A 26,193-nucleotide genomic window follows, 5' to 3' on the forward strand; every position below is an offset into this window, starting at 1 on the left:
GTCTCACTCTTAGTTTCTGCAAAGTATACTATTTTCTATACTATGATATCATAAAATTCTTTTATTTGCAACTTTTTGAGCTAACTTAAAACAATGACAGTTGATTTCTCTCACTCATATTCTCAAGTGAACCATGATTAGTAAGAGTTTCTATTACCGTTTTTGATATTTTTGTTCTCTTTCTTAAATCTTCTTTTGATATAAATTCACCATTTTTTCTTTCATTTTGAATATTTATAGCAGCATTTCCTCCCAAGCCTTGTATTGCTGCCATTGGTGGAAGTAATGTTTTTTCTCCTACAACTATGAACTCAGTCGCATCTGATTTATATATATCAACTGGTAATAATTTTATTCCTCTAGCATACATTTCAAGAGCAACTTCTAAAACGGTTAACATACCTTTTTCTTTTGTAGTTGCATCATTTCCCAGTGCCTCAATTTCATTTATTTTCGATTTTATAGCATCTAATCCCTTAACAATTAAATCTGCATCAAAATCCTCAACTTTTGTAGTAAAATAAGTAGCATAAAATGCTTCTGGATAGTGAACTTTACAATACGCAATTCTAAATGATGTCATGACATAAGCAACAGCATGTGCTTTTGGGAACATGTACTTAATCTTTTTACATGAACCTATATACCATTCTGGAACATTATTTTTTTTCATTTCTTCAATGTGTTCTGGTTTTAGACCTTTACCTTTTCTTACACTCTCCATTATTGTAAAACTCATTTTTGGAGGTAATCCTTTAAATATTAAATAGTTCATTATGTCATCTCGTGTAGATATAACATCTTTTAATCCAACTATATCTTCTCTAACTAAATCTTGTGCATTATTTACCCAAACATCTGTACCATGAGAAAGACCAGATATACGTACAAGTTCTGCAAATGTAGTAGGTTTGGTGTCAAGTAGCATTTGTCGTACAAACTTAGTTCCAAACTCAGGTACAGCAAGGCAACCTATAGGACAGTTTATTTCTTCTGGTGTAACACCTAATGCTTCTGTAGATGTAAATAAAGACATAGTCTCTTTATCATCCAACGGAATTTCTGTTATATTTATTCCAGTCATATCTTCGAGCATCCTTATAATGGTAGGACCGTCGTGTCCAAGTATATCAAGTTTAAGTATTCTACCACTTATTGAATGATAATCAAAGTGAGTAGTTATAACTCCACAAGAAGTATCATTTGCTGGATACTGTATAGGTGTAAAATCATATACATCTTTATAATCTGGTATAACCATAACTCCCCCAGGATGCTGTCCTGAAGTTCTTTTTACTCCAGTACATCCATTTGAAAGCCTAAGTACTTCTGCATTTGGTACACTTATATTATTTTCTTCTACATATTTTCTTGCATATCCAAAAGCTGTTTTTTCTGCTACAGTACCTATAGTACCAGCTCTATATACGTATCCCTCTCCAAATAGTTCTTCTGTGTATTTATGAATCGTTGGCTGATAATTTCCTGAGAAATTTAAGTCTATATCAGGTTCTTTATCACCTTCAAAACCTAAGAAAACCTCAAATGGAATATCATGACCGTTTTTGGCAAGTTTTCTTCCACATTTCGGGCAATCCTTATCTGGTAAATCAACACCTGAACCCCATTCACCTATTTCATAAAAAAATGAATATTTACAGTCTTCATTTTCACAAATATAATGTGCTGGGAGAGGATTAACTTCTGTTATATCACTCATTGTAGCTGCAAAAGATGAACCAACTGAACCTCTTGAACCAACTAAATACCCATCTGAAAGAGATTTTGCAACTAGTTTTTGAGCTATAATATACATAACTGCATATCCATTGCTTATTATTGAATTTAATTCTCTATCCAGCCTTTTTTGAACTATTTCTGGTATTGGGTCTCCATAGATACGTTTGGCTTTTTTATAACACATTTCTCTTAACTCCACATCTGAACCCTCTATAATTGGAGGATAAGTATCATCTGGTATAGGTTTTATATCTTCAACCATATCAGCAATCAAATTGCTATTTTCAACCACAACTTCATACGCTAATTCTTCACCAAGATAACTAAACTCTTCCAACATTTCATCTGTTGTTCTAAAATGTAAATAAGTTTCTTCTTCATCTACTTTAAATCCTTGAGAATATTTAAGAACTTTTCTTAAGATTGCTTCATGTTTATCTAAAAAATGAACATCCCCAGTAGCTACTGGAATTTTATTAAATTTTTTAGCTGTATCAATTAACTTTCTATTAAGTTCCCTTAACTCTTCTTCATCCTTTACTTCTCCTTTATCAATCATAAATCTATTATTATCTATAGGCATTACTTCAATATAATCGTATAAATCTATTATTTTTTTCATTTCCTCATCAGACACATTCTTCTTTACAGCTTGAAAAACCACTCCTGCTTCACAAGCTGAACCAATTATTAACCCTTCTTTATACTCATTTAATACACTTCTAAGGATTCTCGGTGCTCTAAAAAAATGATTTACATGTGCATCTGAAATTATTTTATATAAATTTTTTATGCCTACAGAATTCTTTGCTATCAAGGTTATATGATTTGTGCTAAGCTTTGTATAATCAATTTTTCCAAGTATATTGTTTACATCACTTAGAGTTTTTGCACCTTTTTCTGTAAGCATCTGTAAAAACTTATTAAATATAAGTGCTGTAGCCTCAGCATCATCCACTGCTCTATGGTGATTTAAAAGAGGTATACCAAGCTCTTTAGCAACAACATTTAATCTATGTCTTTTTAAGTTTGGCAACATTACTCTTGCCAACATAAGTGTATCTACTTTTTTGTTATTATATAATAAACCTTGTTCCCTGCATTTTTGTGATATAAACCCAGTATCAAACTCTGCATTATGTGCTACTAATACACTGTCTCCAACAAATTCCATAAACTTAGGAAGAACTTCTTCAATAGTTGGCTTGTCTTTAATTAGCTCATTAGTTATTCCTGTCAATTCCTGTATCTTATAAGAAATATCTTTTTCAGGGTTTATCAATTCGCTAAATCTATCTACAATTTTAAAATTTTCTATTTTTACAGCACCAATTTCAGTTATTTTATCATTTGTATTGGAAAACCCAGTTGTCTCTATGTCAAATACAACAAATGTCTGTGAGAGTTCTTTATCATTTGCATCCTCTATAATAAGGGAATCATCTTCAACCAAGTATCCCTCTACTCCATAAAGTATTTTTATGTTATTTGACTTACCTGCACTCATGGCATCTGGAAATCCTTGTACAACACCATGGTCTGTTATAGCAATAGCAGAATGTCCCCATTTAGATGCACGTTCTACAAGTTTTTTAACAGAACAAATAGCATCCATAGAAGACATTTGTGTATGTGCATGTAGTTCTACCCTTTTTTCTTCTGATTTATCTTCTCTCTCTATTCTAGTTTCTTTTCTTACCCCACTAATCATCATACTAATTTCTCTTTGATATGTATCGTAAACTATGTCACCTTTGATTTTTAAGTATGCTCCTTTTTTAACACTTTCAAGTACTCCATCTTTGTTTGTATCTGTTAAAAAAAGCTTACAGCTTATTGAACTAGTATAATCTGTAATTGATGCTATCATAAGTATTTTCCCATTTTTAAGTTCTTTAGTGTCAACATCAAATATGTCTCCAACAACTGCAACCGTTCCAGAAGATGCATTTAATTCAACTATATTTTCAATCATAGCATTTGCATTATCTCCATAGATTAAATTTTCATCCACTTCAGACTTAATGACATAACTTTCCTCTTCACTTTCTTCACAGTTATTAACTTTTCCAATTTCTAAAGCCCTAATTCTTTCTTCCATTTCTCTATCATTGATTCTTATAAGTCTCTCTTTATTTACTTTTTCATCAACAGCTTTTTCTATTGTTATATTTAAATCTAATCCCAGCTCTTCACTAAGCACAGTTTTAAGTACATAAATTACATTTTTTTTCATTAATCGCTCATAAAATATACCTTTTGGAAGTTTTATTTTTAATTCTTCATCTAAACAAAGAAATTCTACTTGTTTATACCATCCTGCAATAGATGGACAAAGACACTTTAATATATACAATATATTATTCCAATATTTTTTTATAACATCTTTATTAGATTTCCTCTCAAAACCAGTAAACCTTATCTTCATTCTCATGTCTTTAAAATAGTCGAGTTTATACATCAATTCTTCTTTAAATTTATCTAAAAGTTCATGAGAAACAATATCTTTAGAAGTCAGATAAAAATAAACTATCTTATCTTCCTTAAAATAAACTACTCTATTTATGTAAACTTCTTTAAGTTGCTTTCCAAGACCACTATTATTAATTTCTAATTTATCTAAATATTCCTTAATACTTTCCATATATATCCTCCTTTCTCAAAATTATCTTTATATATATTATTACCACCTTTTATCTATTTCTATCTATTATTCACTTATATTTACTTAGAATTAATATTATAACATAAAAATTTTATTGATACTAAATTTACGGTTTGTAAATTATATACAAAAAGACTATAGATAATTTAAATAAAATGAAAACTACCCATAGTCTATATTCTTTATTTATGTACTACTTGTATTGAGGAACTTCAAAAACCAAATTACTTCCTCCTCCATAAAGACCAATTAAATTCTCCATAATTCCAGAAATTCCATTAGCCCAGTTTACATCAGTTGCATACTGATGCCATGTATAATCATAATTCCACTTCATCTTGTAGATAGTATTCTGATTGTACTTAGAACTATTTACATAATTTTGTGATATCCACTTTGCAGAGCCATCTATTGTAGCTTCTACACTAGTCCAACCATTGGAATACGCTGCTTCTGCACCTGAAACATTAGCACTTTTATCTATTGCTCCTATCCCAAAAAAATTGTATACTTTAACTGGTTTACTAAGGGGTTGACCCTTATAAGATGTTAGTGTCTGACCTTGTGCAAGTGTAGACTTACCATAAGCAGTTTCCCACATAGCATGAGATACTAAGTATACAACATCTATATTATACTTCTTGGCAACATTTATAAATGCTGCTCCCTGATTTTTAAATACACTAGAAGATAAACCATTAAGATACGAGTTAAGACTTGATTCTGAGATACCTCCTCTGTAACTGTTAATCTTTAAAAACTGCATCATACCCTTAGTAGTATTTGTAAAGTTTTTAGGATTTAAATAATATTCTATATCACTTGAACTTGCATTTACAAATGAGCTTGTTCTTTGGGCTGAAAAAGTACTAAATTCAGGACTTGGAGTGCTTCTCCTGTTACTTGGTGCTATCACATTTCCTCCTGCTACTGCCTTTTCAACTTGTTTACTTATATGAGACTCCAAAGTATAACTCAAAGATTTATAATCAATTTTAGCCCCACTTATACCTGACATACCATTTACTTGACCTGATGATGAAGAATCATTACCATTATTATTAGAACTACTATCAGAGTTACTATTTGAGTTATTATTTGATGTATCTGTTGAAGTAGATAAATAATTACCTACTACAAAGGCTTCTTTATTATTAAAATTAATCTTAGCCCATCCACTACTTTCTGATAATACAGTTACCTTACTTCCTTTATAAACCTTTCCTAACTTACTATATGTAGAACCTGGTCCACTTCTTACGTTTAAAGAAGCTGTATTTACAACCTTATTAGTACTTTTTTTATCATTGCTTTGACTAGAATCACTTGAATTACTTTGGCTTACATCTGATAAGTACATACTAGATACATATGCATCTTTTCCATTATACTTTATTTTGGACCATCCGTTACTTTCTGATATTACTTCTACTTTACTTCCTTTTGGCAACTTACCTAACAAACCATAACTTGTATTTGGTCCACTTCTCACATTTAGTGAAGTTGTATTTACCTGTTTAGTTTTTGATTTATTAGTTGAGTTTGAAACATCTCCTAAATAAGAGCTAGATACATAACCTAATCTTCCATTATATTTGATTTTAGACCATCCATTACTCTCTGATATTACTTCTACTTTTTGACCTTTTTTTAGTACAGTTATTACTCTGTAACTTGTACCTGCTCCATTTCTCATATTTAAACTATTTGAAGTAACTTGTTTTTCTTTATTTGTAGACATTCTTAAAGAGCCACTATTTGATTTTGCTATATATTTTGATGAAGCCCAACCTTCTTGTCCAGATTCAGCTTTTATTTTATACCATCCATTAGAAGAGTCTTTAATCAAAACTTTATCATCTTTTTTAGCAACAAAGGCTATACTACTTTCGGCAGTTGGTTCATTTCTTACATTTAAATAATTTATAGTCACTATACCTATATCTCCATCAGCATGTGCATTTACCACACTTAAGGGTAAAATAGCTAATGTTGCTAAAGCTGCTTTTTTCTTCACGTATTTCCCCCGCCCTTCTTATACACTAAAACATTTTAATATAATTATACGATAACTTGTTATTTTAGTAAATATTGTCTATTTATACTATGTATACATTTTATTTATATTCCCTTTATTTAACTTATCAAACTATATATTTATTTGAAATAATAAAACATAAATGTCTTAATATGTAGTACAATTTATATATAATAATTTGGAGGTGTAACTATGGATGCAAATAGCTTAAAAGACTTAATAGCTAATCACAATAATATTGTATTTTTTGGTGGAGCAGGTGTTTCAACTGAATCTAATATTCCAGACTTTAGAAGCTCTACTGGATTATTTAGCCAAAAACTCAATAAACAATTTACTGCTGAACAATTAGTTTCACATACTTTTTTTGTTAGATATCCAGAAGAATTTTTTGAATTTTATAAGGATAAATTAATATATCCTAATGCAAAACCCAACAATGCTCACATAGCTTTAGCAAAACTTGAAGAAATGGGTAAACTTAAAGCTGTCATAACTCAAAATATTGATGGACTTCATCAAATGGCTGGAAGTAAAAATATCCTAGAGCTTCATGGCTCTGTACATAGAAATTATTGTACTAAATGTGGTAAATTTTTTGACTTAGAATCTATGTTAGACCTAGGTGATAATATTCCTTACTGTGACAACTGTGGTTCTATAGTAAAACCAGATGTAGTACTTTATGAAGAAGCCCTTGATAGTGATGTCATTACTAAAACGATTTCTGCTATAAGCAATGCTGATTTACTAATTATAGGAGGTACATCATTAGCTGTATATCCAGCAGCAAGTTTTATAGATTATTACAAAGGCAACTATATTGCTCTTATTAATAAAGCAAATACAGTCTATGATAAGTCAGCTTCTCTCGTAATAAATAAACCTATTGGAGAAGTTTTATATGAAGCTGTACTAAGACAAATATAGATTTATATCACTATATTTATTATATATGTGAGTTTTTATGTTGAATTTAAAGTTTTTTTTTAGTATTATTTTTGTTATGATGTTTTTGTATAAATACGAATAACTTGAAAGGAGCTTTTATGAAACTAAAAACTATATCTTTACCAGAGCTTAATAATTTAGACCCAACACTAGAATCTACATTTATCAAAATGGGTGAAGAACAAGGTGAATTAGCTGAATGTATAGGTAAATTCAGAAATCTAAGTGGAGAAAATAATGATTTAGATGAAGTTGATATTATAAAGAAAACTGCTAAGGAACTAATGGATGTAGCTCAAACATGTGTTACTATGATGTTTAAGCTAGAAGAACAATATGGTATTAATCTTGATGAAATACGCAAGGAGCATATAAAAAAGCTAGAAAAAAGAGGTTACATAAAAAATATAGATAAGTAAGATTTATTACTTATACATTATTAAAATAAATATTAAGGATGGTATCTCAAAATGATTTTTTACTTACATTTGAAATACCATCTTTTTTATTTATGTTATTTTTAATATTTCTATAAAAATTGAATTTCTTTAAATAAGGTTATTTTTTATCATCAAGTTTTCACTTTTTATCACTCTATTCATTTCTTCTTTCTTCATAAATTTTACTGTATTCTTTCACAGCTTCATCCCATGCTTCTATATCAGTTATCCCCTTTTCAACAGCTAATAAATGAACCATCTCAGCTAATTTTGATGCTGACTCTATTATTTCCATTCGTTACACCCTCTCTATTGTCAAATACTTACAAAAACTGTTAATTAGTTATAATATCTGTTATTATTATTTCCAAAAACTCTAATAAATAAAAAATTTTTTATTTTTTGACATAATTAGAAGATATCTACAAAACAATAGAATATTTTTACCTACTAAAATTCATATAAAAAATCTAACTATTATTATCTTTTTTATATATTAAATTGAGAGATAATGAATATATTTATATAGATACATATTAAATTTATTATGGGAGAGAATGTTATATGTTTAAAATTTTTCTTTTTTCTAGTGAACAATTTGTAAGTCTCTTTATATTTGGATTATTTTTATACTATTGTCCAAAACTAACCAAAAATATTTTACCTTATAGCTACACAGTCGAAAAGATAATTTGTACACTACTTGTAATAGTTATGGCTCTAGAGCAATTATTACTTATTTCTTCAGGCAATTATAGTACTTTAAACTCTTTACCAATTGGAATTAATTATATTTGCATATACCTATGTATAGCTATACTGGTTTTTAAGCAGTATCATCTTTTTAATATATTTTTCTCTTGGAGTTTAGTTTGTTCAGTTGGAGAACTTATTTTTTCTAAAAACTTAGGTTATGAATTTCCTAGCTTAATATATTTTATATTTATCTTCTCTAAGTGCCTGATAATTTATGCAAATATCTATATGGTGGATGTTAGAAAATTTAAAGTCAATAGATATGCACTTAGGGATAACTTAGCTATTTGTTTCATTTATTTTTCATTCATATTTTTGCTAAACACATTTACCAACTCACAGTACTATTATGGTTTTTTAAGCCATAGCACAACTGCTATTTTTACATTCATTTTTGTTACTAACATTATGTACATACCTGCTCTTTTATTTAATAGAGATACTTTTATACTTGAAAAAAAGAAAAAGAGTAAATAGTTTATTTAAATTACAAACTAAAGCCACATAGATAATTTTAAATTACAAAAATATCCACGTGGCTTTATAAATTATATTTTATGATTATTGTTTTAGATTTCTACCAAATAGTACAAAGTTTTTATTATATCTTTAAAACAACTGTTCTATTATAGTTTTAGATTCTTCTAAAGAAGCAAATAATTTATCTTTATTATCTATATCTAAGCAATCCATTTTATCACTTATTATAGACACAAACTTTAATATTTCATTATCCAGTATCTTTTCTCCATTTTCAGTTATTCCATAAAAAGTATTTCGTCTATCTCTACTATCTTCTTCCCTATACACATAGTCTTGCTCAACCAATTTATTAAGTAATATACATAGACTAGAAGTAGATACATGTAAGTCTCTACTTAGATTTTTAAGCTCTATTTTATCATGTTTTCTTATTTTTACTAAGGCAAAAAACTGTCTTTCTGTAAGAACCTTATCTTGTTTATATCTTTCGTTATTAATAATCTTTATTAAATTATGAAAGTTATTCATACTTTCTAACAACAAAATAGATAATTCTTTATCGCTCATAACATTCACCTCAAAACTAATGATTTATAACTCCCTCTTATATCTCAAATGCGTTTATATATCTATAAATATAATACTTTTTTTCTTTTTATAATTATACTATATATCAACTTTATTATCTATTTAAATTGTTTTAAACTAAAATCTTATTAAATATAAATGTTTAAATTACACAACAAAATAGTGGAATTTACACTAATCCCACTACTTTATTTAAAATTATATACATATTTGGAAATATTTTATTTTATTCTTACATATTGTTTTTATCTTGATTTTTATTACTTTTTGATATATTTTGAATTTTTTCCAATACTCTAGGAGTTATAGATAATATATTATCCACGAGATTGATATTACTATCTAAACTCATTATTCTAGTCTCTCCACTTTCAACTACTACAAATGCTACTGGTTGTACAGATATAGCTCCTGCACTACCTCCAGCAAAATTCGTATCTGCTTTTTCACTTTTTAATTCAATTTCTTTATCTTTCTCATCATATCCTTTTGAGTATTCTCCTCCTCCTATACCAAATCCAATTGTAACCTTTGATATAGGTACAACCACTGTAGTATCTGTTTTTATAGGGTCTCCTATAATAGTATTTGCATCTATAGAACCTTTAATTGTTTCAAGAGTTGTTTCCATAAGACTCTGTATCGAACCTGTTGCTCTCATTACTATCACCTTCCTTATAATTTCCTTTATTCTTATTCATAATCTTATTAGTCATTATTATAATCTTAAATAAATCTTTTATTCTTGGTCTTATATGTATCCTTATATTTCCCAAAACATAATCTTTTGTAAAATCTGGGTTTACATTTAAATACATTTTTTCTGCGTCAATTATATTAAATAAATTTCCATACAAAGTATTTATCAATACATACACAGAAGATGTTAAGCCAATATTTTCAGTCCCAAAATTAATATTTGAATAAAGTTCATGTATTTTTATCTTTTTTAATAATCTATAAACGCTCAAAAGGTCATCAGCTAATAATATACTTGAATCTATATTATTCTTCATCCCCTCTTTTTTATCATTATTTTTACTATTTTCAGCTGGATAAAGTTGTCTATTTATATTTATTAAATTAAACATGTATTTTATATTAAGCTTTAAACGAATATCTTTGTTGTTTATATCGGCTATTATTAAGATGTTTATATGAGATATTAAAATCAACATAACTACACTTATCATAAAAATTATAACTATTATTAAATACTTAAAATTAAATAATTCATTAAACTCCATATTTATATTATCATCAAAAAATTACTATTTATACTTAATTATCCATATTTATTTTAAGAGAATTATCATTTTATTTTTATACAAAAAAACACAACAACTTAGAGTATTTTAAATCTTTTAAAATTTAAAACTACAGACTAAATTATTGTGATTTTTATATTTTTATTCATTTGTTACTACTTCTTGATAATTTTCTATAGGAGGCAACTCTTCAAGACTTTCTATATTCAACAACTTTAAAAATTCATCTGTTGTTTTGTAAATTATAGGTTTTCCTATCTTATTAAGTCTACCAGCTTCTCTTATAAGTTCATTTTCAAACAAAGTTTGTAGTACCTTATCACATTTTACTCCTCTTATATCCTCTATTTCTACCTTTGTTATTGGTTGTTTGTAGGCAATTATAGTAAGAGTTTCTAATGTAGCTTGGCTCAAACTTTTCTTTTTCTTTGGTTCAATAATCTTCTTTATATATTCTGCATAGTCTTTATTCGTACACATTTGGTATTTATTCTCTAACTTGATTATTTGAATACCTCTATTTTGTTCTCTGTACTCCTCAATAAGTAAATTTAGCATAATCTCTATTTCTTTTGATGAAAGTTCTTTATTTATTATATAGTTTAATTCTTTTATACTTATTGGTTCTCCATATGCAAACATAACAGATTCTATAATATACTTTATATCTTCTCTTTTCATTTTAACACTCCGAACTTTTTCTTATTATAATATCATCAAAAAATATATCTTGTACTACTACTATTTCTTTTTCTTTTATAAGTTCTAATATAGATAAAAAGGTAGCGATTATCTCATCATTTTCATATGATTTTATAATATTTGTAAAAGTAACTTCAATCTTATCTTTTATAATATCTCTTATATATAATATTTTTTCTTCTACAGATATTATCTTCTTCCTTACTATTTTATCTAGTTTCTCATCATTAGCATTTTCAACCTGTGATGCTTTAACCTTAAATATGTATGGAAGTATATTTTTTATTGCTTCTATTGATATATCTTCTAAATCTACATTGTCATCAATAATTATTTCTTCTTTATTTCTATAAAACCTCTCATTAACATAAGTTATATTTTCTTTTATATCTTGTGACGCCACCTTAAACTTTCTATATTCTTCTAACTTTTCCATAAGTTCGATTCTTGGGTCTTCTTCTTCATCTTTTTGTTTATAAAGTAGATATTTAGATTTTATCTCTAAAAGTTTTGATGCCATAGTTATAAATTCACTAGTTATCTCTAAATCCATTTTATCTAGCATTTTCAAATAATTTAGATACTGCTTAGTTATATCTATTATAGATATATCCTTTATGTCTATTTTATGTTTCGTTATTAAATCATACAGTAAATCTAATGGTCCTTCATATACTTGTAATTGTATATTATACTTCATATCAATCCCTCTTTAATCTGTTTATTGTATTAAACAAATAAATATACTATTTTTAGTAGCACTGTATATATTGGTGTTAGTATTATTCTATATATACCAGTAAATAAAGCAATTAATAAAATTATATAACTCATACTTTCAAATTTATACACATATTCATTCCATTTATATGGCACAAATGTAGATATAACTCCCCATCCATCAAGTGGAGGTATAGGAAGTAAGTTAAAGGCTGCAAATCCCATACTATATAAAAACACATACCAAGCTATTGTATTTATCGCATACATATGCACATACTTATTGATAATTACACAAAGTATAGCAGTCAAAACATTACAAAAAACGCCTGCAAGTGAAACTATCAGGTTTCCTATCTTATAGTTTTTAAAGTTATTTGGGTTTACTGGCACTGGTTTTGCCCATCCTATTTTAAGAATAAACATAGCCAAAATACCGATTGGGTCAACATGTCTTACAGGATTTAATGTCATTCTACCATAAGCTTTAGCTGTATCATCTCCCAATAAGTGAGCTGAATAAGCATGGCCAAACTCATGTATTGATATTGCCATAACTATACCAACTAAACTTGCTACTATTTCTCCTATATTCATACTTAACATTAACGTACATCTCCTAAATCAAATTTTTAATACTATTATAACAATTAAATAACTTATAATCAAAATTATTTTATATTATAATAATTTTAACCTATAGGCATAAAATTAAAATTCACTTTTTATTTTATAACTTTTATTATTATATCATATTCATTGTGAAAATATAATAATTATACCTACTGTAAGTATAATATTATATTGACAGGAATTGACATTATTGTCCTTTAGTCAATATCATACAAGAAGTACAAAAAAATATGTGTTACACTTTATATAACATGAAAGGAGGTTAATTGAGTGAAACAAGAAGAGCGCACAGTATGCTTTGATAGAGAATTAAAAATTGAAGCATATAGATTTAAAGGTATAATGCAAAAATTCCCAAACCATTTTCATGAACATTATGTAATTGGTTTTATAGAAAATGGTCAAAGATATTTATCTTGTAAAAACAAAGAGTATACCACAAGCACTGGTGACTTATTACTTTTCAACCCTTTTGATAGCCATACTTGTGAACAGATAGATAATAAAGTACTTGATTACAGATGTATCAATATTAAACCAGAAATAATGAAAAAAACTGTCTTTGAAATTACAGGAGAAAATTATTTACCAAAATTTAATCAACCTGTGATATTTCGCAGTGAACTAGTACCTCTATTACAAGAATTACATCATATAATCATGGAAGAAGAATTAGAGTTTAAAAAAGAAGAACTTTTTTTCTTCCTAATTGAACAATTAATTGAAGAACATACCGAGCCAAATTTGAAGTTTGACTTGGAAAAAACAAATATAGAAATTCAAGCGGTATGTGATTATCTAGAAAATAATTATGCTGAACATATAGTACTTGATGAATTAAGCACTATAGCAGAAATGAATAAGTACTCTCTACTTCGTAATTTTACAAAATTAAAAGGTATTACACCATATAGATACTTAGAAAATATACGAGTAAACAAAGCTAAAAAGCTTTTAGAAAAAGGTGTAGCACCTATAGATGCTGCTATACAGACAGGCTTTGTAGACCAAAGTCACTTTACAAATTTTTTTAAGAATTTTATTGGACTTACACCAAAGCAGTATCAAAATATATTTATAAATGATGATTCAAATAACTTTAAATAAGGTAAAAAGGAGAAATAAAAATGGAAACTAAAAATTCAAAATGTGTTATGGTAATAGACGAAAATTTACCAATGGGAATTATATCAAATACAGCAGCTATAATGGGAATTACACTAGGAAAACATGCTCCAGAAACTATTGGACCAGATGTAGTTGACAAAACAGGTAATAGTCACTTAGGAATTATTGACATCCCTGTACCTATTTTGAAAGGAAACAAAGAAATAATAAAAGATTTACGTAAAAAATTATATACTCTTGAATTTGACGATTTAACTGTTGTAGATTTTTCAGATGTAGCACAAAGTTGTAATGTTTATGATGAATTTGTACAAAAAATTGCTAGTGTACCAGAAGATGAATTACAATATTTTGGTATAGCAATCTATGGAAATAAAAAGAAAGTAAATAAACTTACTGGTAGTATGCCTTTACTTCGATAAGTGTTAAACAATCATATACATAATATTAAACCAAATGATATTATAAGTTACATGCACTTTTCTATATGTCTATAAAAATCATAAAATACTTCTATAATGATAAATAAAAATACCCCTATGGCAAATAATTACATAAGGGTATTTTTTATGTGCGTTATAACTATATCTCATTTGATAATTATTTATATCATGTTATCAATTATTCTTTGAAGCATCTGTAAATAACTTGCCTTATTTATATCTTTAGTATTTATCAATTCCACTTCGCCTATTACTTTTTTATCTTTACATATCTTTATCTTTCCTAAAACAGTTCCCTTTTTAATTGGCATTTTAGGATTTTTTACTATTTCAATTTTCTTCTCAAATTCTTTAGAGCTTCCTTTTTTAATAAGAGCATTCAAATCTTCTTTAGCAACCAATTTAACTTTGTTTTCATCAGCCTTATCCAATGTAAGTGTTGCTATATTATCTCCTTTACTACATAACTTAACACTTTCATAATTAGCAAATCCATAGTTTAAAAGACTAGATGCATCGTTAAATCTTTCTGGAGAAGTCTCTGCTCCCAAAGTTGCTGCAACTAGATGAGTATTGCCTCTCTTTGCAGATGCTGATAAACAGTATTTTGCTTCTTGAGTAAACCCAGTTTTAACACCAGTTGCTCCTTGATAGTGTTTTATAAGCTTATTAGTATTTGCAAGACCTACTGTAACTTGTTTCTTCCCTACTACAACCTTATCCATCCATGTAGTTAAGTATTTACTTATCATTTCATGTTTTAACAGTTCTCTAGACATTAAAGCTATATCATGAGCAGATGTATAGTGATTTGCAACTGGAAGTCCATTTGTATTTGCAAAATGAGTATCATTCATATTTAACTCTTTTGCCTTAGCATTCATTCTATCAACAAATCCTTCAACACTTCCAGCTAAATGTTCAGCCATAGCAACACAAGCATCATTTGCTGAAGCAACGGCTATACCTTTTAATAATGTATCAACCTTTTGAGTTTCTCCTGGCTCTAAGAATATTTGACTACCACCCATACTAGATGCAGTTTCACTTACTTGAACTTCATCATCAAGCTTAATCTTACCTGAATCCAAAGCTTCTACGATAAGTAACATTGTCATTACCTTTGTTACACTTGCAGGAGGAAGCTTTTTATGAGCATCCTTTTCATATAAAATTTGTCCACTACCAACATCCATCAAAATTGCTGATTTTGAAGATATATTTAGTTGATTGGCATCAGCATTTTCCTTATTATTTGCAAAAGAAAAACTCAAAGGAGTAAATGCAAGTAATATAGCCAAAGCAGTACTAGCTAATTTTTTCATCGATGTCACCTCTTAAAGTTTATTTAAACTTATTTTCTCACATTTAACTTTTTTTATTCTAAATGCCTAGATATACCTTGACCTAAATTTTTTTTCTTCTCAAGCTTTTTAAAGTAACCTTCTAAAACACCTTTATTAGATGCGTTTTCTATTATTTCAAAGGCATCTTCATAATTCATTCCATATTCTCCTGCTATTTCCATCTTTGTTTGTTTTAAAGCTTTTATAGCATTTTGTCTTGAAATATTATCCATAAGAATCCTCCTATCAGTAAAATTTATATATAAGTAGTTTTTACTAATAAAAGATTGTTATAATTGGTATTTTATGTAATAATCATATTTTTTAATATCAAAAATTTAAAAGACCCCTTGTAATTCTTAAGATAATATCAGTTGGCTTTTTGATATTATTTTAAAAATTACAAGAGGTCTAATTTTCAAATTTATAGTTTTTTATATTATACTTCCATTATTATAGGAAGTATCATTGGATTTCGTTTAGTTTTTTGATATAAATATTCTTTTAGGTTTTCTTTAATATTATTCTTTAAATAAGCCCACTCTTTAATATTTTTCTCTTCACATTCATTTAGAACATTCTTAATTATATCCTTTGCTCCATCCATTAAGTCTTCTGACTCTCTTACATATACGAATCCTCTAGAAATTATATCTGGACCTGCTAGAACTTTACCCTCATCCTTAGAAATAGTTACTACAACTATCATAAGACCATCTTCTGATAAATGCTTTCTATCTCTTAAAACTATGTTACCTACATCGCCTACTCCTAGTCCATCAACTAATATGTTTCCTGTTTGTATACGATTTGCTACTTTAGCAGAGTTTTTATCTAATTCTAAAACATCTCCTGTTTGCATGACAAAAATATTGTCTTTGTCCATACCAAGCTGTTCAGCTATTTCAGCATGTCTTTTTAACATTCTATATTCACCATGAGCTGGCATAAAAAACTTTGGTCTAACTAATGCATGTATAAGTTTTAATTCTTCTTGACAGGCATGTCCAGAAACGTGTATATCAGCTATATCACTGTACACTACTTCTGCTCCTTTTTCAAATAAGAAATTGATTACTTTTGATATTAATTTTTCATTTCCTGGTATTGGATGAGCAGATATTATAACTAAATCGCCACTCTTTATTTCTACTTTTTTATGCTCTGAAAAAGCCATTCTAGCAAGAGCTGACATAGGTTCACCTTGTGAACCAGTTGTTATTATAACTAATTCACTTTCTTCATATTTGTATATATCATTTAAATCTATAAGCATATCATCAGAAATATCTAAATATCCTAATTCTTTTGCAACTCCAACTACATTGACCATTGAGCGACCTGATATAGCAACTTTTCTATTAAACTTCTCAGCAGTATTTATTATTTGTTGTAATCTGTGTATGTTGGATGCAAAAGTAGCAACTATAATTCTTCTGCCATTTCCTTTTGCAAATAATTCGTCAAGACCTACTCCAACAGTCTTTTCAGACATAGTAAATCCTGGTTTTTCTGCATTAGTACTATCAGCCAACATTAAAAGAACTCCTTTTTTGCTTAACTCACAGATTCTATGCATATCCATAACATCCCCGTCAATAGGAGTCAAATCAATCTTAAAATCTCCTGTATGGTATATTATCCCTTGGTCTGTGTGTACTGCAATAGAGTAAGCATCTGGTATACTATGGTTATTTTTCAAAAACTCTACTTCCATGTTATCAAGCTTTATAACCTGTCTAGGAGCTATAATATTTAACTTAACATTATTCATCTTATGTTCTTTAAGTTTTACTTGTATAAGACCTATACTAAGTCTTGCTCCATATACAGGTACATTTATTTTCTTTAATATATATGGAAGAGCTCCTATATGGTCTTCATGTCCATGTGTAATAAATATACCCTTTATTTTATCCCTGTTTTTGACTAAATAAGTTATATCTGGTATAACTATATCTACTCCTAACATTTCATCTTCTGGAAAACTAAGTCCAGCATCTATAACAATTATTTCATCTTTATACTCAACAACAGTCATATTTTTTCCAACTTCGTTAAGTCCACCCAAGGCCATTACCTTTATCTTGTTGGTGTTCTTTTTGAACAATTGCATCATCTCCTTCTGTCTATTTAATTTTTTAACACGTTCTACAATCATAAATAATATCAAATCACGCACTCGCTACCAGTTATTCTTATTGTACCATAATTCGTATCATATTTTAAGCTATATTTAAAATACATTTAACGTATTATTTTGACAAACCTATTTTATTTTGATATCCTCTAAATATTATATGATTTAATATCGGATATTTTAGGAGGATTTATGCGTGGTAAAACTCATTGTGCAATAGGAATCTTAACAGCCATCCAGACATCTTTAATATTTAAAATTCCTATATCTTTAGTTGACATTTTAGTTTCAGCTACTTTTGCTGTACTGCCCGATTTGGATAAATCTAACTCTATGGTCTCAAATTTCATTCTAAAAAACAATATATCCAAATACATATATAGAATTTTTATATATGCTGTTAATATTATTATTTTCTTTATTTCAATAAATATAAATGATAATTTTTATTTAAGTGCAATAATTACATTTATTGCAATCATAATCATTGAGGCGAAACTAACCCATACATTTTTGAGAAAAGTTTTTCTATCATTAATATTTATACTATTAGCTATATGCTTATACATCATAGAAGTTGAAATATATTTTACAATTTTTTGTCTAATGTTGTCAATTTTTCCCTGGTTAAAGCACAGAAGTTTTTCTCATAGCATATTTGCAACTATAATAATATATTTTTTACTAAAACAGATAGAATTAATCACTAATATTAATAATTTATCTTTTTATGGTACACTTGGTTATGCAAGCCATATGTTTTTAGGAGATTTATTTACAAAACAAGGAATACCAATTTTTTATCCGCTAAGCGAAAAGAAAATTTCGTTAGGATTTTTAACGGTTGGTGGACCATTTAGTAATTTCATAGAAAAATCATTCATTTTTGTACTTATAGGATTAATTATATTTTCAATATTAAAACTATAAACACTTTGAAAACTGTATATTTATACTTTATAGATGATTTATAATAAAAAATGGAAGAATAGCATAGAATATAAAAGTTCTATACTATTCTTCCATCGACATTAAGCAATAGAAGTTTATTCTTCTGAGTCGCTTACTCCATTACACTCGTCACATAGTCCATAAAATTTAACATCATGATCAAGTATTTTAAATTTGTACAATGATTGTATCTCTTTTTCTATATTGTCTAAAAGGTCTTCTTTAGCTTCCATTATCTTTCCACAATTTTTACAAATAAGATGATGATGATTATGACAGTCTTCTTTGTGCAGACTAATCTCATATCTTATACATCCATCGTCTAAGTTTAGTTTTGATATTAATCCTATTTCATCCAACAACTGCATTGTTCTATATACAGTAGCTAATCCTATTTCAGGACAGTCAACCCTAACTAAATCATAGATTTCCTCACTACTTAGATGTGAATGGTCATGTTTAAGCAATATTTCAACTATTGCTCTTCTTTGTGGCGTAATCTTAAAACCAGTTTCTTTTAACTTGTCTTTTAGTAAATCCATTGTGTTTGCCATAACATCACCCTTACTATTTTCAATTGATAATCTTTATTAAGTAATATTTTAATTGATAATTCATTTTTTGTCAAGACATTTGAAAAAATTTAAGTTATTCTCATAATATAAATATATACCCATAAAAGATATATTATTCACCAAAATTCATAAATTTTTTGATATTTTTATATTAAAACAAAAAAAACAGATATATACTACAAATGCTTTTACAATTAATAAAACTTAATTAAAGCAAATATAATAAATACCTGATTTTTTATATACAAACTTAATCCTTTATCTAGTTAAGTCCATTTGATTCATCTTCGTCGTAATTTAAACCTTCTTCTTCCATTATAGCAGTATACACAGCTACAACAGTTTCATACTCTTCATCACTTTCTAAAGGTATTAAGATTTCACCTTCTTCATCCTCATCGATTCTAAAGATTAAAGCTTCTTCAGCTTCTTCATCATCTAAAGGCATTAATATTGCATATTCTTTTCCTTCTGCTTCTAATGTTAATATTATTTCAAATTGGCTTTCAACGCCATTTTCGTCTATTAAATTTATTATATTTTCTTCCATAATGTCAATCACCTCAAATTTATTTTTATTTTTATTATTTATATTATATATCATAAGTATTCAATTTTATAGTTCTTTTATGAATTTATTTTAAAATCTAAATACCCTTGCAAAATTATTACTGCAGCCAACATATCTATAACTTTTTTTCTTTTTTGTCTACTAACATCTGCCTCTAATAAAGACCTCTCTGCTGCTACTGTAGAAAGTCTCTCATCCCAAAATTCTACATCAAGACCTGTTTCTTCTTTTACTAACTCACAAAACTTGATTACTTTTTCTCCCTGTGGACCTAAAGTTCCATTCATATTTTTTGGTAATCCTGATACAATTTTATTTACTTGCTTTTCTTTTATTATTGCTTTTATTTCTTCAATATCTTTTTTCTTACCAACTCTTTTTATTGTTTTTACACCTTGTGCAGTTAATCCCATCAAATCACTGACAGCAACTCCAATAGTTTTATCACCAACATCAAGACCCATTATTCTTCCGTCTAACATAGTTCCTCCTTTATTTATATTCTACAGATTAAATACATATTATCAATCATAAAAATTGCAATATGATTTTTTATGTAAGCGTCCAGTTTACATTAATAATCATATTGCATTTTTTATTTAAATCGTATATGAACAGTAAAAAATTTTTTAGTTATTTTTTTCAAATATTATCATATTTATACTTATTATTATGAGTGGTATAAGTATATATATAGATGCTGTAGATGCAGCAACTATTCCAGAGTCATTAACTAAAAGAGTAATTATACAACCAACCATAGATGCAATAAACCCTTTAAATAAGATTGGGAAGTTGTTCATTATCTTCCTAAAGTGTCTAGATGGTTTAAATATAAGTATTGCAATTACTCCAATTCCTACAAGTAAAATATTTACCCACACACTTGTCTGTGCTAGTTGCATATTCATTTGAATTTTTCTTCCAAATGTTTGTAATATCTCTCCTGAACCATTTAAGAAAATTCGCTGTACAAACATACCTAAATGAGATTCACTACCTGAAACTATATCTAAAGCTGCAAATACACAAACGACAACTACAGCTGAAATAGCCAATAATATAACTTTCTTAAAATCTAATTTAATGTCATATATAAGCATTATAAACAACAAATATGCTACACACTCTGATATAGCTCCACCAACATTTGCACCCATCGAAGGATATGCACTAGTTATAAGTATTGTTAAAGAAAAAGTCACAACATACAATTTAGAGATTTTCTTATAATGTAATAATACTGCTAAACCAAAGACTGCACTTGCTATAGTTACACCCTCATATTCATTTCCTACACCATAGTATCTAGCTCCAATGACAGCATCATAACTCATTATGTTATTTTGCATTAAGTATGTCCCAAATACAGCGTCTATAACTATTACTAAAATAGTAAGTGTTGCAAAAAATCCCATGTGCTTTATATCATTATCCTTAAATAATTTTCTACCTAATAAGTATAATATTAATGTAGTCGCAAATATTCCCAAAGATATTGAAATTGGAGTTTTAAAATTCATCAAAGGAGCTAACATAAATGATAGTGGCATTATTATACCTAATTTTATAAACTCCTTAAGTACTTTGAATACACGCTCTTTATGTGGCATATAATTTCTAAAGAAAATTGCAAACATTGCAATTACCCAAGAAGCAGATATCACGCCTACAAAACCATTTATAATACTTGACCTTATTGAAGATATAGATACTGCCCTTTCATAAAGTGTTTTTAGATAACTAACATTATCATCTTTATTTACTAAGGTATAGCTTCTACCTACCATCTCTTTATTTTCAAGACCAAATGTACTTAATATATCCACTCCAACATCTAGGTTTGCGACAATCCCATCCTTTCTTGTTGTAGCAGATTCCAATACACCTTTTCCTTCCCCACTAAATTTTATTATTGGAGAAAGTCTTCTCTTATTTTTATAATCTAAGTCACTTGGAAATGCACTTGCTATATAAACAGTGTCATTTTCTCCAACCATAGAAAACACTTGTTCAAGATATTTATTTATATTTTTTACAATGTTTTTTTTCATTGTAGCATAAGTATTATCATTTAGATTCAATCTATACATATCTAATCTATATGTATCTCCAAGTTCTACAAATATAGCATCACTATTTTTATAAGATTTTTTAGTTTCATCTAATAACTTATCATAGTCTGTAGATATTCCAAATGGCATTTTAGAATCTTTCTTATTAATATTATCAATATTACCTGAATCAATCCTTCCATATTGGTCCATAGCAACTAAACATAAGTTTCTATTTTTGACTAATTTATTATTTTCAACTATATCAGCGTTTCCAATTACAGATGTCTTTAAACCATTTTCTGATAAAGTTTTTCCTAATGACCCTAAATTTGCTCCATACTCTCCATAATCAAGATTTTCATTTATCGATCTATTAATGCTTAAATCATTTATTTCTTTGGCTTTTTGACCCGTTGCGACTTCAAAAGCTCTAGCAGTATCTTGGTCTACTTTTTGAAAATTGATATAGTCTTCAGTAGTTACATTAGCTCTTGTTCCTGCCCCCATACTTGCATAAGACCTTCTATCATCAGTACCTTGATCCCCTCTTATATTCATGAGAGCTACATAGCCTCTCTTTTCTATCTCATTTTTTAAGATTGGAATATTCATCATACTTCCAAGATTGGTCCTATTCATATCAATAAATATGACCTTGCCTTTTTCTTCGGCAAAACCATAGCTAGCAGTTGATACAAAAATCATAATGACTACTGCAAACAATGACATAATCTTTTTTCTCATTTATTTGACCTACTTTCTATTCAGATAGTGCGTGATAACTTCTTCAAGTATCTCATCTCTTTCAAATTTTTTAATTATAGCTCTTGCATTTTTATGACTAGTTATATAGCTAGAATCACCTGAAAGGAGATACCCTATAATTTGATTTATAGGGTTATATCCTTTTTCAACTAGTGCTTTATATACAAAATCAATAGTATCTCCTACACTCATTCTATCTTCTGGTATTCCTTCAAATTTCATAGTGTAGTCTAAATCTTTTTCCAAATTAAAAACCTCCTTGAGTGAATGTTATTTAACTTGTGTCTTAATAACCTCACTTGCATAGCTTAAAGCTTCGTCAACCTTAGACACATCACTAGCTCCTGCTTGTGCCATATTGGGTCTTCCTCCACCTTTTCCACCAGCTATTTTTGCAACTTCTCTAACAATATTGCCTGAATGTATTCCCTTCTCTAATACATCTTTAGTGGCAGTAACTACAAAGTTAACTTTATTATCTACTACATTTGCAAGTACCACTACACCAGAACCAAGCTTATCTCTTAGATTGTCTGCTGTTTCTCTTAGTGTATCCATATCCATACCTTCAAATTTATTAGTTATCAAATTAACTCCATTTACTTCAACTTTAGAATCAAAAATAGAATCAGCTGATTGTAAACTCATCTTAGCTTTCATATCATGTAATTCTTTAGATAAATTTTTATTCTCTTCTAATAAAGAGCTTATTCTTTGAATTAAATTGTCTTCTTTAGATTTTAAGTTTACACAAACTTCAGAGATAATTCCATCTCTTTCTTTTAGGTATTCATAAACAGCTTTTCCTGTTATTGCCTCTATTCTTCTTACACCTGCTGCTACTCCACCTTCAGATAATATTTTGAACATTCCTATTTGAGAAGTATTTGTCAAGTGAGTTCCTCCACAAAGTTCTGTAGAATAATTTCCCATAGAAACTACTCTTACCTCATCACCATATTTTTCACCAAATAGTGCTGTAGCTCCTTTTTCTTTAGCTTCCTTTATATTCATAATATCACATTTTATGTCTAAAGATGATAAAATAACATTATTTACTTTTTCTTCTATTACTTTTAACTCTTCATTTGATATAGCTTCAAAGTGAGTAATATCAAATCTAAGTCTTTCTGGAGTAACTAAAGAACCAGCTTGATTAACATGGTCTCCTAATACTTCCTTTAATGCCTTATGAAGTAAATGTGTGGCACTGTGATTTCTTGCAGCTGCCATTCTAGTTTCTCCATCTACTAGTGTCTTTACTTTATCTCCATTGCTTATTGCTCCTGATTTTATTATACCTATATGCTTTATACTATTATTAGCACCTTTCTTAGTATTTAGTACTTCTAAAACTAAGTTTTCATTAGTTATTAATCCACAATCTCCAACTTGTCCTCCACCTTCAGGATAAAAAGTAGTATTATCCAGTACTATAGATACCTTATCTCCTTCTTTTGCACTTTGAACTAACTCATCATCTTTGACTATGGCTTCAATAGTTCCTTCACCATAAATTTCAATATATCCATTAAATATACTGTCAACCGTAAATTCTAATTTTGATAGAGGGTCTTCTTTCCAGCTTTCTCCATCCATATTTCCTCTAGCATTTCTAGCTCTTTCTTTTTGTTTTTCCATTTCTTCATTAAAAGCTTCTTCATCTACAGATAGATGTTCTTCTTCTAATATTTCCTTAGTTAAGTCTATAGGGAAGCCATAAGTATCATATAGTTTAAAGGCTTCTTGACCACTTAGGACAGTCTTTCCTTCATTTTTTAATACTTCTATATAAGAGTTCAATATTTCTGTCCCTTGGTCTATAGTTTCATTGAATTTTTCTTCTTCTATTCCAACTACTTTTTTAATATAGCTTTCTTTTTCAACTAAAATTGGATATGCTTTATCATTTACTTTTATAACTTCATCTATTAGTTTCTGTAAAAATAATTCTTTTACTCCTAATAACTTACCATGACGAGCAGCACGTCTAAGAAGTCTTCTAAGGACATATCCTCTTCCTTCATTTGACGGAAGCACTCCATCACTAACTAAGAATGTTACAGCTCTTATATGGTCAGTTATTATTCTTATTGATATATCATTTTTGGGATTCTCTCCATATTTTACTCCTGTTAACTTCTCAACTGCTTCTAATATAGATTTAATTGTATCTACTTCAAAGATAGTATCAACACCTTGCATGATGCATCCCATTCTTTCAAGACCCATACCTGTATCTATATTCTTATTTTCTAATAGATTATAATTTCCTTCTTCATCTCTATCAAACTGAGTAAATACATGGTTCCAGAATTCCAAATACCTATCACATTCACAGCCTGGTTTACAGTCTGGATTGTCACATCCGTATTCTTCTCCTCTATCAAAATAAATTTCTGAACAAGGACCACAAGGACCTGTACCTATCTCCCAGAAGTTATCATCCTTACCTAGTCTAACCATTCTTTCTTCTGGGAAATTCATTTCTTTTACCCATATATCATAAGAATCATCATCTTCTTCATATACAGTTACCCATATCTTATCTTCTGGTATATTTAGCCATTCTGTAACAAATTCCCATCCCCATTTGATTGATTCTCTTTTAAAGTAATCACCAAATGAGAAGTTACCCATCATTTCAAAGAATGTAGCATGTCTTGCAGTTATACCTACGTTTTCTATATCTCCTGTTCTTATACATTTTTGAGATGTACATATTCTTACACTTGGAGGTACTTCTACACCTGAAAAATAGTTTTTTAAAGGTGCCATACCTGAGTTTATAAGCAATAAACTCTTATCATTATTTGGTACTAAAGAATAACTATTTGCTACATAGTGACCTTTTGACTCAAAAAATTCTAAAAACTTACTTCTTATTTCGTTTAATCCCATCTTTTCCATATCATGTTCCTCCTAATAAATTTTATTTTTTCGTTTAAATAAAAAACCTCGTCCCTATAAATAAATTTATAGGGGCGAGGACAATCGCGGTACCACCCTAATTATCATATAAATTATGATATCTTCGGAAAACCTTAGCTATAACGTAACTACCGTCAATCTCTACTTAAATCTTATTTATAAAAGAAAAATTGTTCAAGATTGCTACTAAAAGGCTGCTTCAAATATTATATTCTAAGGGATTCCAGCATTTCCCTCTCTCTGTAAGACATCAAATATTTTACTATTCCTTATCACTGTATTTGCTTTCTAATTAATATACT

General features: G+C 28.3%; 23 protein-coding genes and 1 other annotated feature. Of the genes, 5 read left to right on the forward strand and 18 right to left on the reverse strand.

What is annotated here, in order from left to right; translation table 11 throughout:
* Nucleotides 1-85: 85 nt before the first annotated feature.
* Both IR152_RS09455 and acd read right to left on the reverse strand, forming a co-directional pair.
* Nucleotides 86-4,384, reverse strand: coding sequence for a PolC-type DNA polymerase III (locus IR152_RS09455; protein ID WP_227451594.1), 4,299 nt, complete (start codon nucleotides 4,382-4,384; stop codon nucleotides 86-88).
* Nucleotides 4,385-4,598: 214 nt separating this feature from the next.
* Entirely contained in the window at nucleotides 4,599-6,422 is a 1,824-nt protein-coding gene (gene acd, locus IR152_RS09460) for an N-acetylglucosaminidase (RefSeq protein ID WP_227451596.1), read from the reverse strand.
* Nucleotides 6,423-6,635: 213 nt separating this feature from the next.
* On the opposite strand from acd, the gene IR152_RS09465 reads away from it, so the two are divergent.
* Both IR152_RS09465 and IR152_RS09470 read left to right on the forward strand, forming a co-directional pair.
* Nucleotides 6,636-7,373, forward strand: coding sequence for an NAD-dependent protein deacylase (locus IR152_RS09465; protein WP_227451598.1), 738 nt, complete (start codon nucleotides 6,636-6,638; stop codon nucleotides 7,371-7,373).
* A 119-nt stretch (nucleotides 7,374-7,492) separates the two neighbouring features.
* The gene (locus IR152_RS09470; protein WP_009905401.1) at nucleotides 7,493-7,813 is read left to right on the forward strand and encodes a MazG-like family protein; all 321 of its coding nucleotides are present in this window, start codon (nucleotides 7,493-7,495) and stop codon (nucleotides 7,811-7,813) included.
* 175 nt (nucleotides 7,814-7,988) lie between these two features.
* Here the strand turns inward: IR152_RS09470 and IR152_RS09475 are convergent, their stop codons facing one another.
* The 7 genes from IR152_RS09475 to IR152_RS09510 all read right to left on the reverse strand — a co-directional run bounded on the left by IR152_RS09475 (nucleotide 7,989) and on the right by IR152_RS09510 (nucleotide 12,957).
* The gene (locus IR152_RS09475) at nucleotides 7,989-8,129 is read right to left on the reverse strand and encodes a hypothetical protein (protein WP_227451599.1); all 141 of its coding nucleotides are present in this window, start codon (nucleotides 8,127-8,129) and stop codon (nucleotides 7,989-7,991) included.
* A gap of 1,070 nt (nucleotides 8,130-9,199) precedes the next feature.
* Entirely contained in the window at nucleotides 9,200-9,640 is a 441-nt protein-coding gene (locus tag IR152_RS09485; RefSeq protein WP_227451603.1) for a MarR family winged helix-turn-helix transcriptional regulator, read from the reverse strand.
* A 253-nt stretch (nucleotides 9,641-9,893) separates the two neighbouring features.
* On the reverse strand, nucleotides 9,894-10,322 hold the full coding sequence (ytfJ, locus tag IR152_RS09490) for a GerW family sporulation protein (RefSeq protein ID WP_227451605.1): 429 nt from the start codon (nucleotides 10,320-10,322) through the stop codon (nucleotides 9,894-9,896).
* Nucleotides 10,276-10,908 carry a DUF2953 domain-containing protein gene (locus IR152_RS09495; protein WP_227451606.1) on the reverse strand — a complete coding sequence of 211 codons (633 nt, stop codon included), beginning with the start codon at nucleotides 10,906-10,908 and terminating at the stop codon, nucleotides 10,276-10,278. Before IR152_RS09495 ends, ytfJ begins: the two co-directional genes overlap by 47 nt.
* A gap of 162 nt (nucleotides 10,909-11,070) precedes the next feature.
* A complete protein-coding gene (gene scpB, locus IR152_RS09500) occupies nucleotides 11,071-11,610 on the reverse strand; it encodes an SMC-Scp complex subunit ScpB (RefSeq protein ID WP_021375054.1) in 540 nt (179 codons plus the stop codon).
* Between the two features lies 1 nt (nucleotide 11,611).
* Entirely contained in the window at nucleotides 11,612-12,331 is a 720-nt protein-coding gene (locus IR152_RS09505; protein WP_227451607.1) for a segregation and condensation protein A, read from the reverse strand.
* Nucleotides 12,332-12,360: 29 nt separating this feature from the next.
* Nucleotides 12,361-12,957: a site-2 protease family protein gene (locus IR152_RS09510; protein ID WP_227451609.1), complete on the reverse strand. Its 597-nt coding sequence runs from the start codon at nucleotides 12,955-12,957 to the stop codon at nucleotides 12,361-12,363.
* Nucleotides 12,958-13,254: 297 nt separating this feature from the next.
* Between IR152_RS09510 and IR152_RS09515 the strand changes: the two genes are divergently transcribed.
* Both IR152_RS09515 and IR152_RS09520 read left to right on the forward strand, forming a co-directional pair.
* Nucleotides 13,255-14,091: an AraC family ligand binding domain-containing protein gene (locus tag IR152_RS09515; RefSeq protein WP_227451611.1), complete on the forward strand. Its 837-nt coding sequence runs from the start codon at nucleotides 13,255-13,257 to the stop codon at nucleotides 14,089-14,091.
* Nucleotides 14,092-14,111: 20 nt separating this feature from the next.
* On the forward strand, nucleotides 14,112-14,534 hold the full coding sequence (locus IR152_RS09520) for a DUF2000 domain-containing protein (RefSeq protein WP_227451612.1): 423 nt from the start codon (nucleotides 14,112-14,114) through the stop codon (nucleotides 14,532-14,534).
* A gap of 182 nt (nucleotides 14,535-14,716) precedes the next feature.
* Here the strand turns inward: IR152_RS09520 and IR152_RS09525 are convergent, their stop codons facing one another.
* From IR152_RS09525 to IR152_RS09535, 3 genes are all read right to left on the reverse strand, one after another.
* Nucleotides 14,717-15,880 (reverse strand): D-alanyl-D-alanine carboxypeptidase family protein, encoded by a 1,164-nt coding sequence (locus IR152_RS09525; protein ID WP_227451613.1) that lies wholly within the window; start codon nucleotides 15,878-15,880, stop codon nucleotides 14,717-14,719.
* Nucleotides 15,881-15,933: 53 nt separating this feature from the next.
* The gene (locus IR152_RS09530) at nucleotides 15,934-16,134 is read right to left on the reverse strand and encodes a CD1290 family small acid-soluble spore protein (protein ID WP_021384062.1); all 201 of its coding nucleotides are present in this window, start codon (nucleotides 16,132-16,134) and stop codon (nucleotides 15,934-15,936) included.
* 206 nt (nucleotides 16,135-16,340) lie between these two features.
* Entirely contained in the window at nucleotides 16,341-18,017 is a 1,677-nt protein-coding gene (locus IR152_RS09535) for a ribonuclease J (protein WP_227451696.1), read from the reverse strand.
* 216 nt (nucleotides 18,018-18,233) lie between these two features.
* Between IR152_RS09535 and IR152_RS09540 the strand changes: the two genes are divergently transcribed.
* Nucleotides 18,234-18,971, forward strand: a complete 738-nt coding sequence (locus tag IR152_RS09540; protein ID WP_227451615.1) for a metal-dependent hydrolase — start codon at nucleotides 18,234-18,236, stop codon at nucleotides 18,969-18,971.
* A 116-nt stretch (nucleotides 18,972-19,087) separates the two neighbouring features.
* Here the strand turns inward: IR152_RS09540 and IR152_RS09545 are convergent, their stop codons facing one another.
* The 6 genes from IR152_RS09545 to alaS form a co-directional block, all read right to left on the reverse strand.
* Entirely contained in the window at nucleotides 19,088-19,546 is a 459-nt protein-coding gene (locus IR152_RS09545) for a Fur family transcriptional regulator (RefSeq protein ID WP_003419428.1), read from the reverse strand.
* A 283-nt stretch (nucleotides 19,547-19,829) separates the two neighbouring features.
* Nucleotides 19,830-20,117 carry a DUF1292 domain-containing protein gene (locus IR152_RS09550; protein WP_009889069.1) on the reverse strand — a complete coding sequence of 96 codons (288 nt, stop codon included), beginning with the start codon at nucleotides 20,115-20,117 and terminating at the stop codon, nucleotides 19,830-19,832.
* 77 nt (nucleotides 20,118-20,194) lie between these two features.
* Nucleotides 20,195-20,620: a Holliday junction resolvase RuvX gene (gene ruvX, locus IR152_RS09555; protein WP_227451621.1), complete on the reverse strand. Its 426-nt coding sequence runs from the start codon at nucleotides 20,618-20,620 to the stop codon at nucleotides 20,195-20,197.
* A 147-nt stretch (nucleotides 20,621-20,767) separates the two neighbouring features.
* Nucleotides 20,768-22,939, reverse strand: coding sequence for a hypothetical protein (locus IR152_RS09560; protein ID WP_227451622.1), 2,172 nt, complete (start codon nucleotides 22,937-22,939; stop codon nucleotides 20,768-20,770).
* Between the two features lie 9 nt (nucleotides 22,940-22,948).
* Complete coding sequence (locus IR152_RS09565) at nucleotides 22,949-23,206, reverse strand: IreB family regulatory phosphoprotein (RefSeq protein ID WP_003419418.1); 258 nt, start codon at nucleotides 23,204-23,206, stop codon at nucleotides 22,949-22,951.
* Nucleotides 23,207-23,230: 24 nt separating this feature from the next.
* Nucleotides 23,231-25,870, reverse strand: a complete 2,640-nt coding sequence (gene alaS / locus IR152_RS09570; RefSeq protein WP_227451624.1) for an alanine--tRNA ligase — start codon at nucleotides 25,868-25,870, stop codon at nucleotides 23,231-23,233.
* Between the two features lie 67 nt (nucleotides 25,871-25,937).
* Nucleotides 25,938-26,176: a binding site (T-box leader), on the reverse strand.
* Between the last annotated feature and the right edge of the window lie 17 nt (nucleotides 26,177-26,193).

The sequence above is a fragment of the Clostridioides sp. ES-S-0108-01 genome, from assembly GCF_020662285.1.
Taxonomy (GTDB): domain Bacteria; phylum Bacillota; class Clostridia; order Peptostreptococcales; family Peptostreptococcaceae; genus Clostridioides.

Excerpts from the sequence above, each read along its gene's own strand:
- IR152_RS09505 (WP_227451607.1), bottom strand. The coding sequence starts at position 12,331 with ATGAAGTATAATATACAATTACAAGTATATGAAGGACCATTAGATTTA.
- ytfJ (WP_227451605.1), bottom strand. The coding sequence starts at position 10,322 with ATGAGAGCAACAGGTTCGATACAGAGTCTTATGGAAACAACTCTTGAA.
- IR152_RS09545 (WP_003419428.1), bottom strand. The coding sequence starts at position 19,546 with ATGGCAAACACAATGGATTTACTAAAAGACAAGTTAAAAGAAACTGGT.
- IR152_RS09510 (WP_227451609.1), bottom strand. The coding sequence starts at position 12,957 with ATGTTAAGTATGAATATAGGAGAAATAGTAGCAAGTTTAGTTGGTATA.
- IR152_RS09475 (WP_227451599.1), bottom strand. The coding sequence starts at position 8,129 with ATGGAAATAATAGAGTCAGCATCAAAATTAGCTGAGATGGTTCATTTA.
- IR152_RS09535 (WP_227451696.1), bottom strand. The coding sequence starts at position 18,017 with ATGCAATTGTTCAAAAAGAACACCAACAAGATAAAGGTAATGGCCTTG.
- ruvX (WP_227451621.1), bottom strand. The coding sequence starts at position 20,620 with ATGTTAGACGGAAGAATAATGGGTCTTGATGTTGGTGATAAAACTATT.
- IR152_RS09525 (WP_227451613.1), bottom strand. The coding sequence starts at position 15,880 with ATGAAAAAATTAGCTAGTACTGCTTTGGCTATATTACTTGCATTTACT.
- IR152_RS09455 (WP_227451594.1), bottom strand. The coding sequence starts at position 4,384 with ATGGAAAGTATTAAGGAATATTTAGATAAATTAGAAATTAATAATAGT.
- IR152_RS09550 (WP_009889069.1), bottom strand. The coding sequence starts at position 20,117 with ATGGAAGAAAATATAATAAATTTAATAGACGAAAATGGCGTTGAAAGC.
- alaS (WP_227451624.1), bottom strand. The coding sequence starts at position 25,870 with ATGGAAAAGATGGGATTAAACGAAATAAGAAGTAAGTTTTTAGAATTT.
- IR152_RS09530 (WP_021384062.1), bottom strand. The coding sequence starts at position 16,134 with ATGGATAATATTTCAAGACAAAATGCTATAAAAGCTTTAAAACAAACA.
- IR152_RS09470 (WP_009905401.1), top strand. The coding sequence starts at position 7,493 with ATGAAACTAAAAACTATATCTTTACCAGAGCTTAATAATTTAGACCCA.
- IR152_RS09485 (WP_227451603.1), bottom strand. The coding sequence starts at position 9,640 with ATGAGCGATAAAGAATTATCTATTTTGTTGTTAGAAAGTATGAATAAC.
- IR152_RS09495 (WP_227451606.1), bottom strand. The coding sequence starts at position 10,908 with ATGGAGTTTAATGAATTATTTAATTTTAAGTATTTAATAATAGTTATA.
- IR152_RS09465 (WP_227451598.1), top strand. The coding sequence starts at position 6,636 with ATGGATGCAAATAGCTTAAAAGACTTAATAGCTAATCACAATAATATT.
- scpB (WP_021375054.1), bottom strand. The coding sequence starts at position 11,610 with ATGAAAAGAGAAGATATAAAGTATATTATAGAATCTGTTATGTTTGCA.
- IR152_RS09520 (WP_227451612.1), top strand. The coding sequence starts at position 14,112 with ATGGAAACTAAAAATTCAAAATGTGTTATGGTAATAGACGAAAATTTA.
- IR152_RS09560 (WP_227451622.1), bottom strand. The coding sequence starts at position 22,939 with ATGAGAAAAAAGATTATGTCATTGTTTGCAGTAGTCATTATGATTTTT.
- IR152_RS09540 (WP_227451615.1), top strand. The coding sequence starts at position 18,234 with ATGCGTGGTAAAACTCATTGTGCAATAGGAATCTTAACAGCCATCCAG.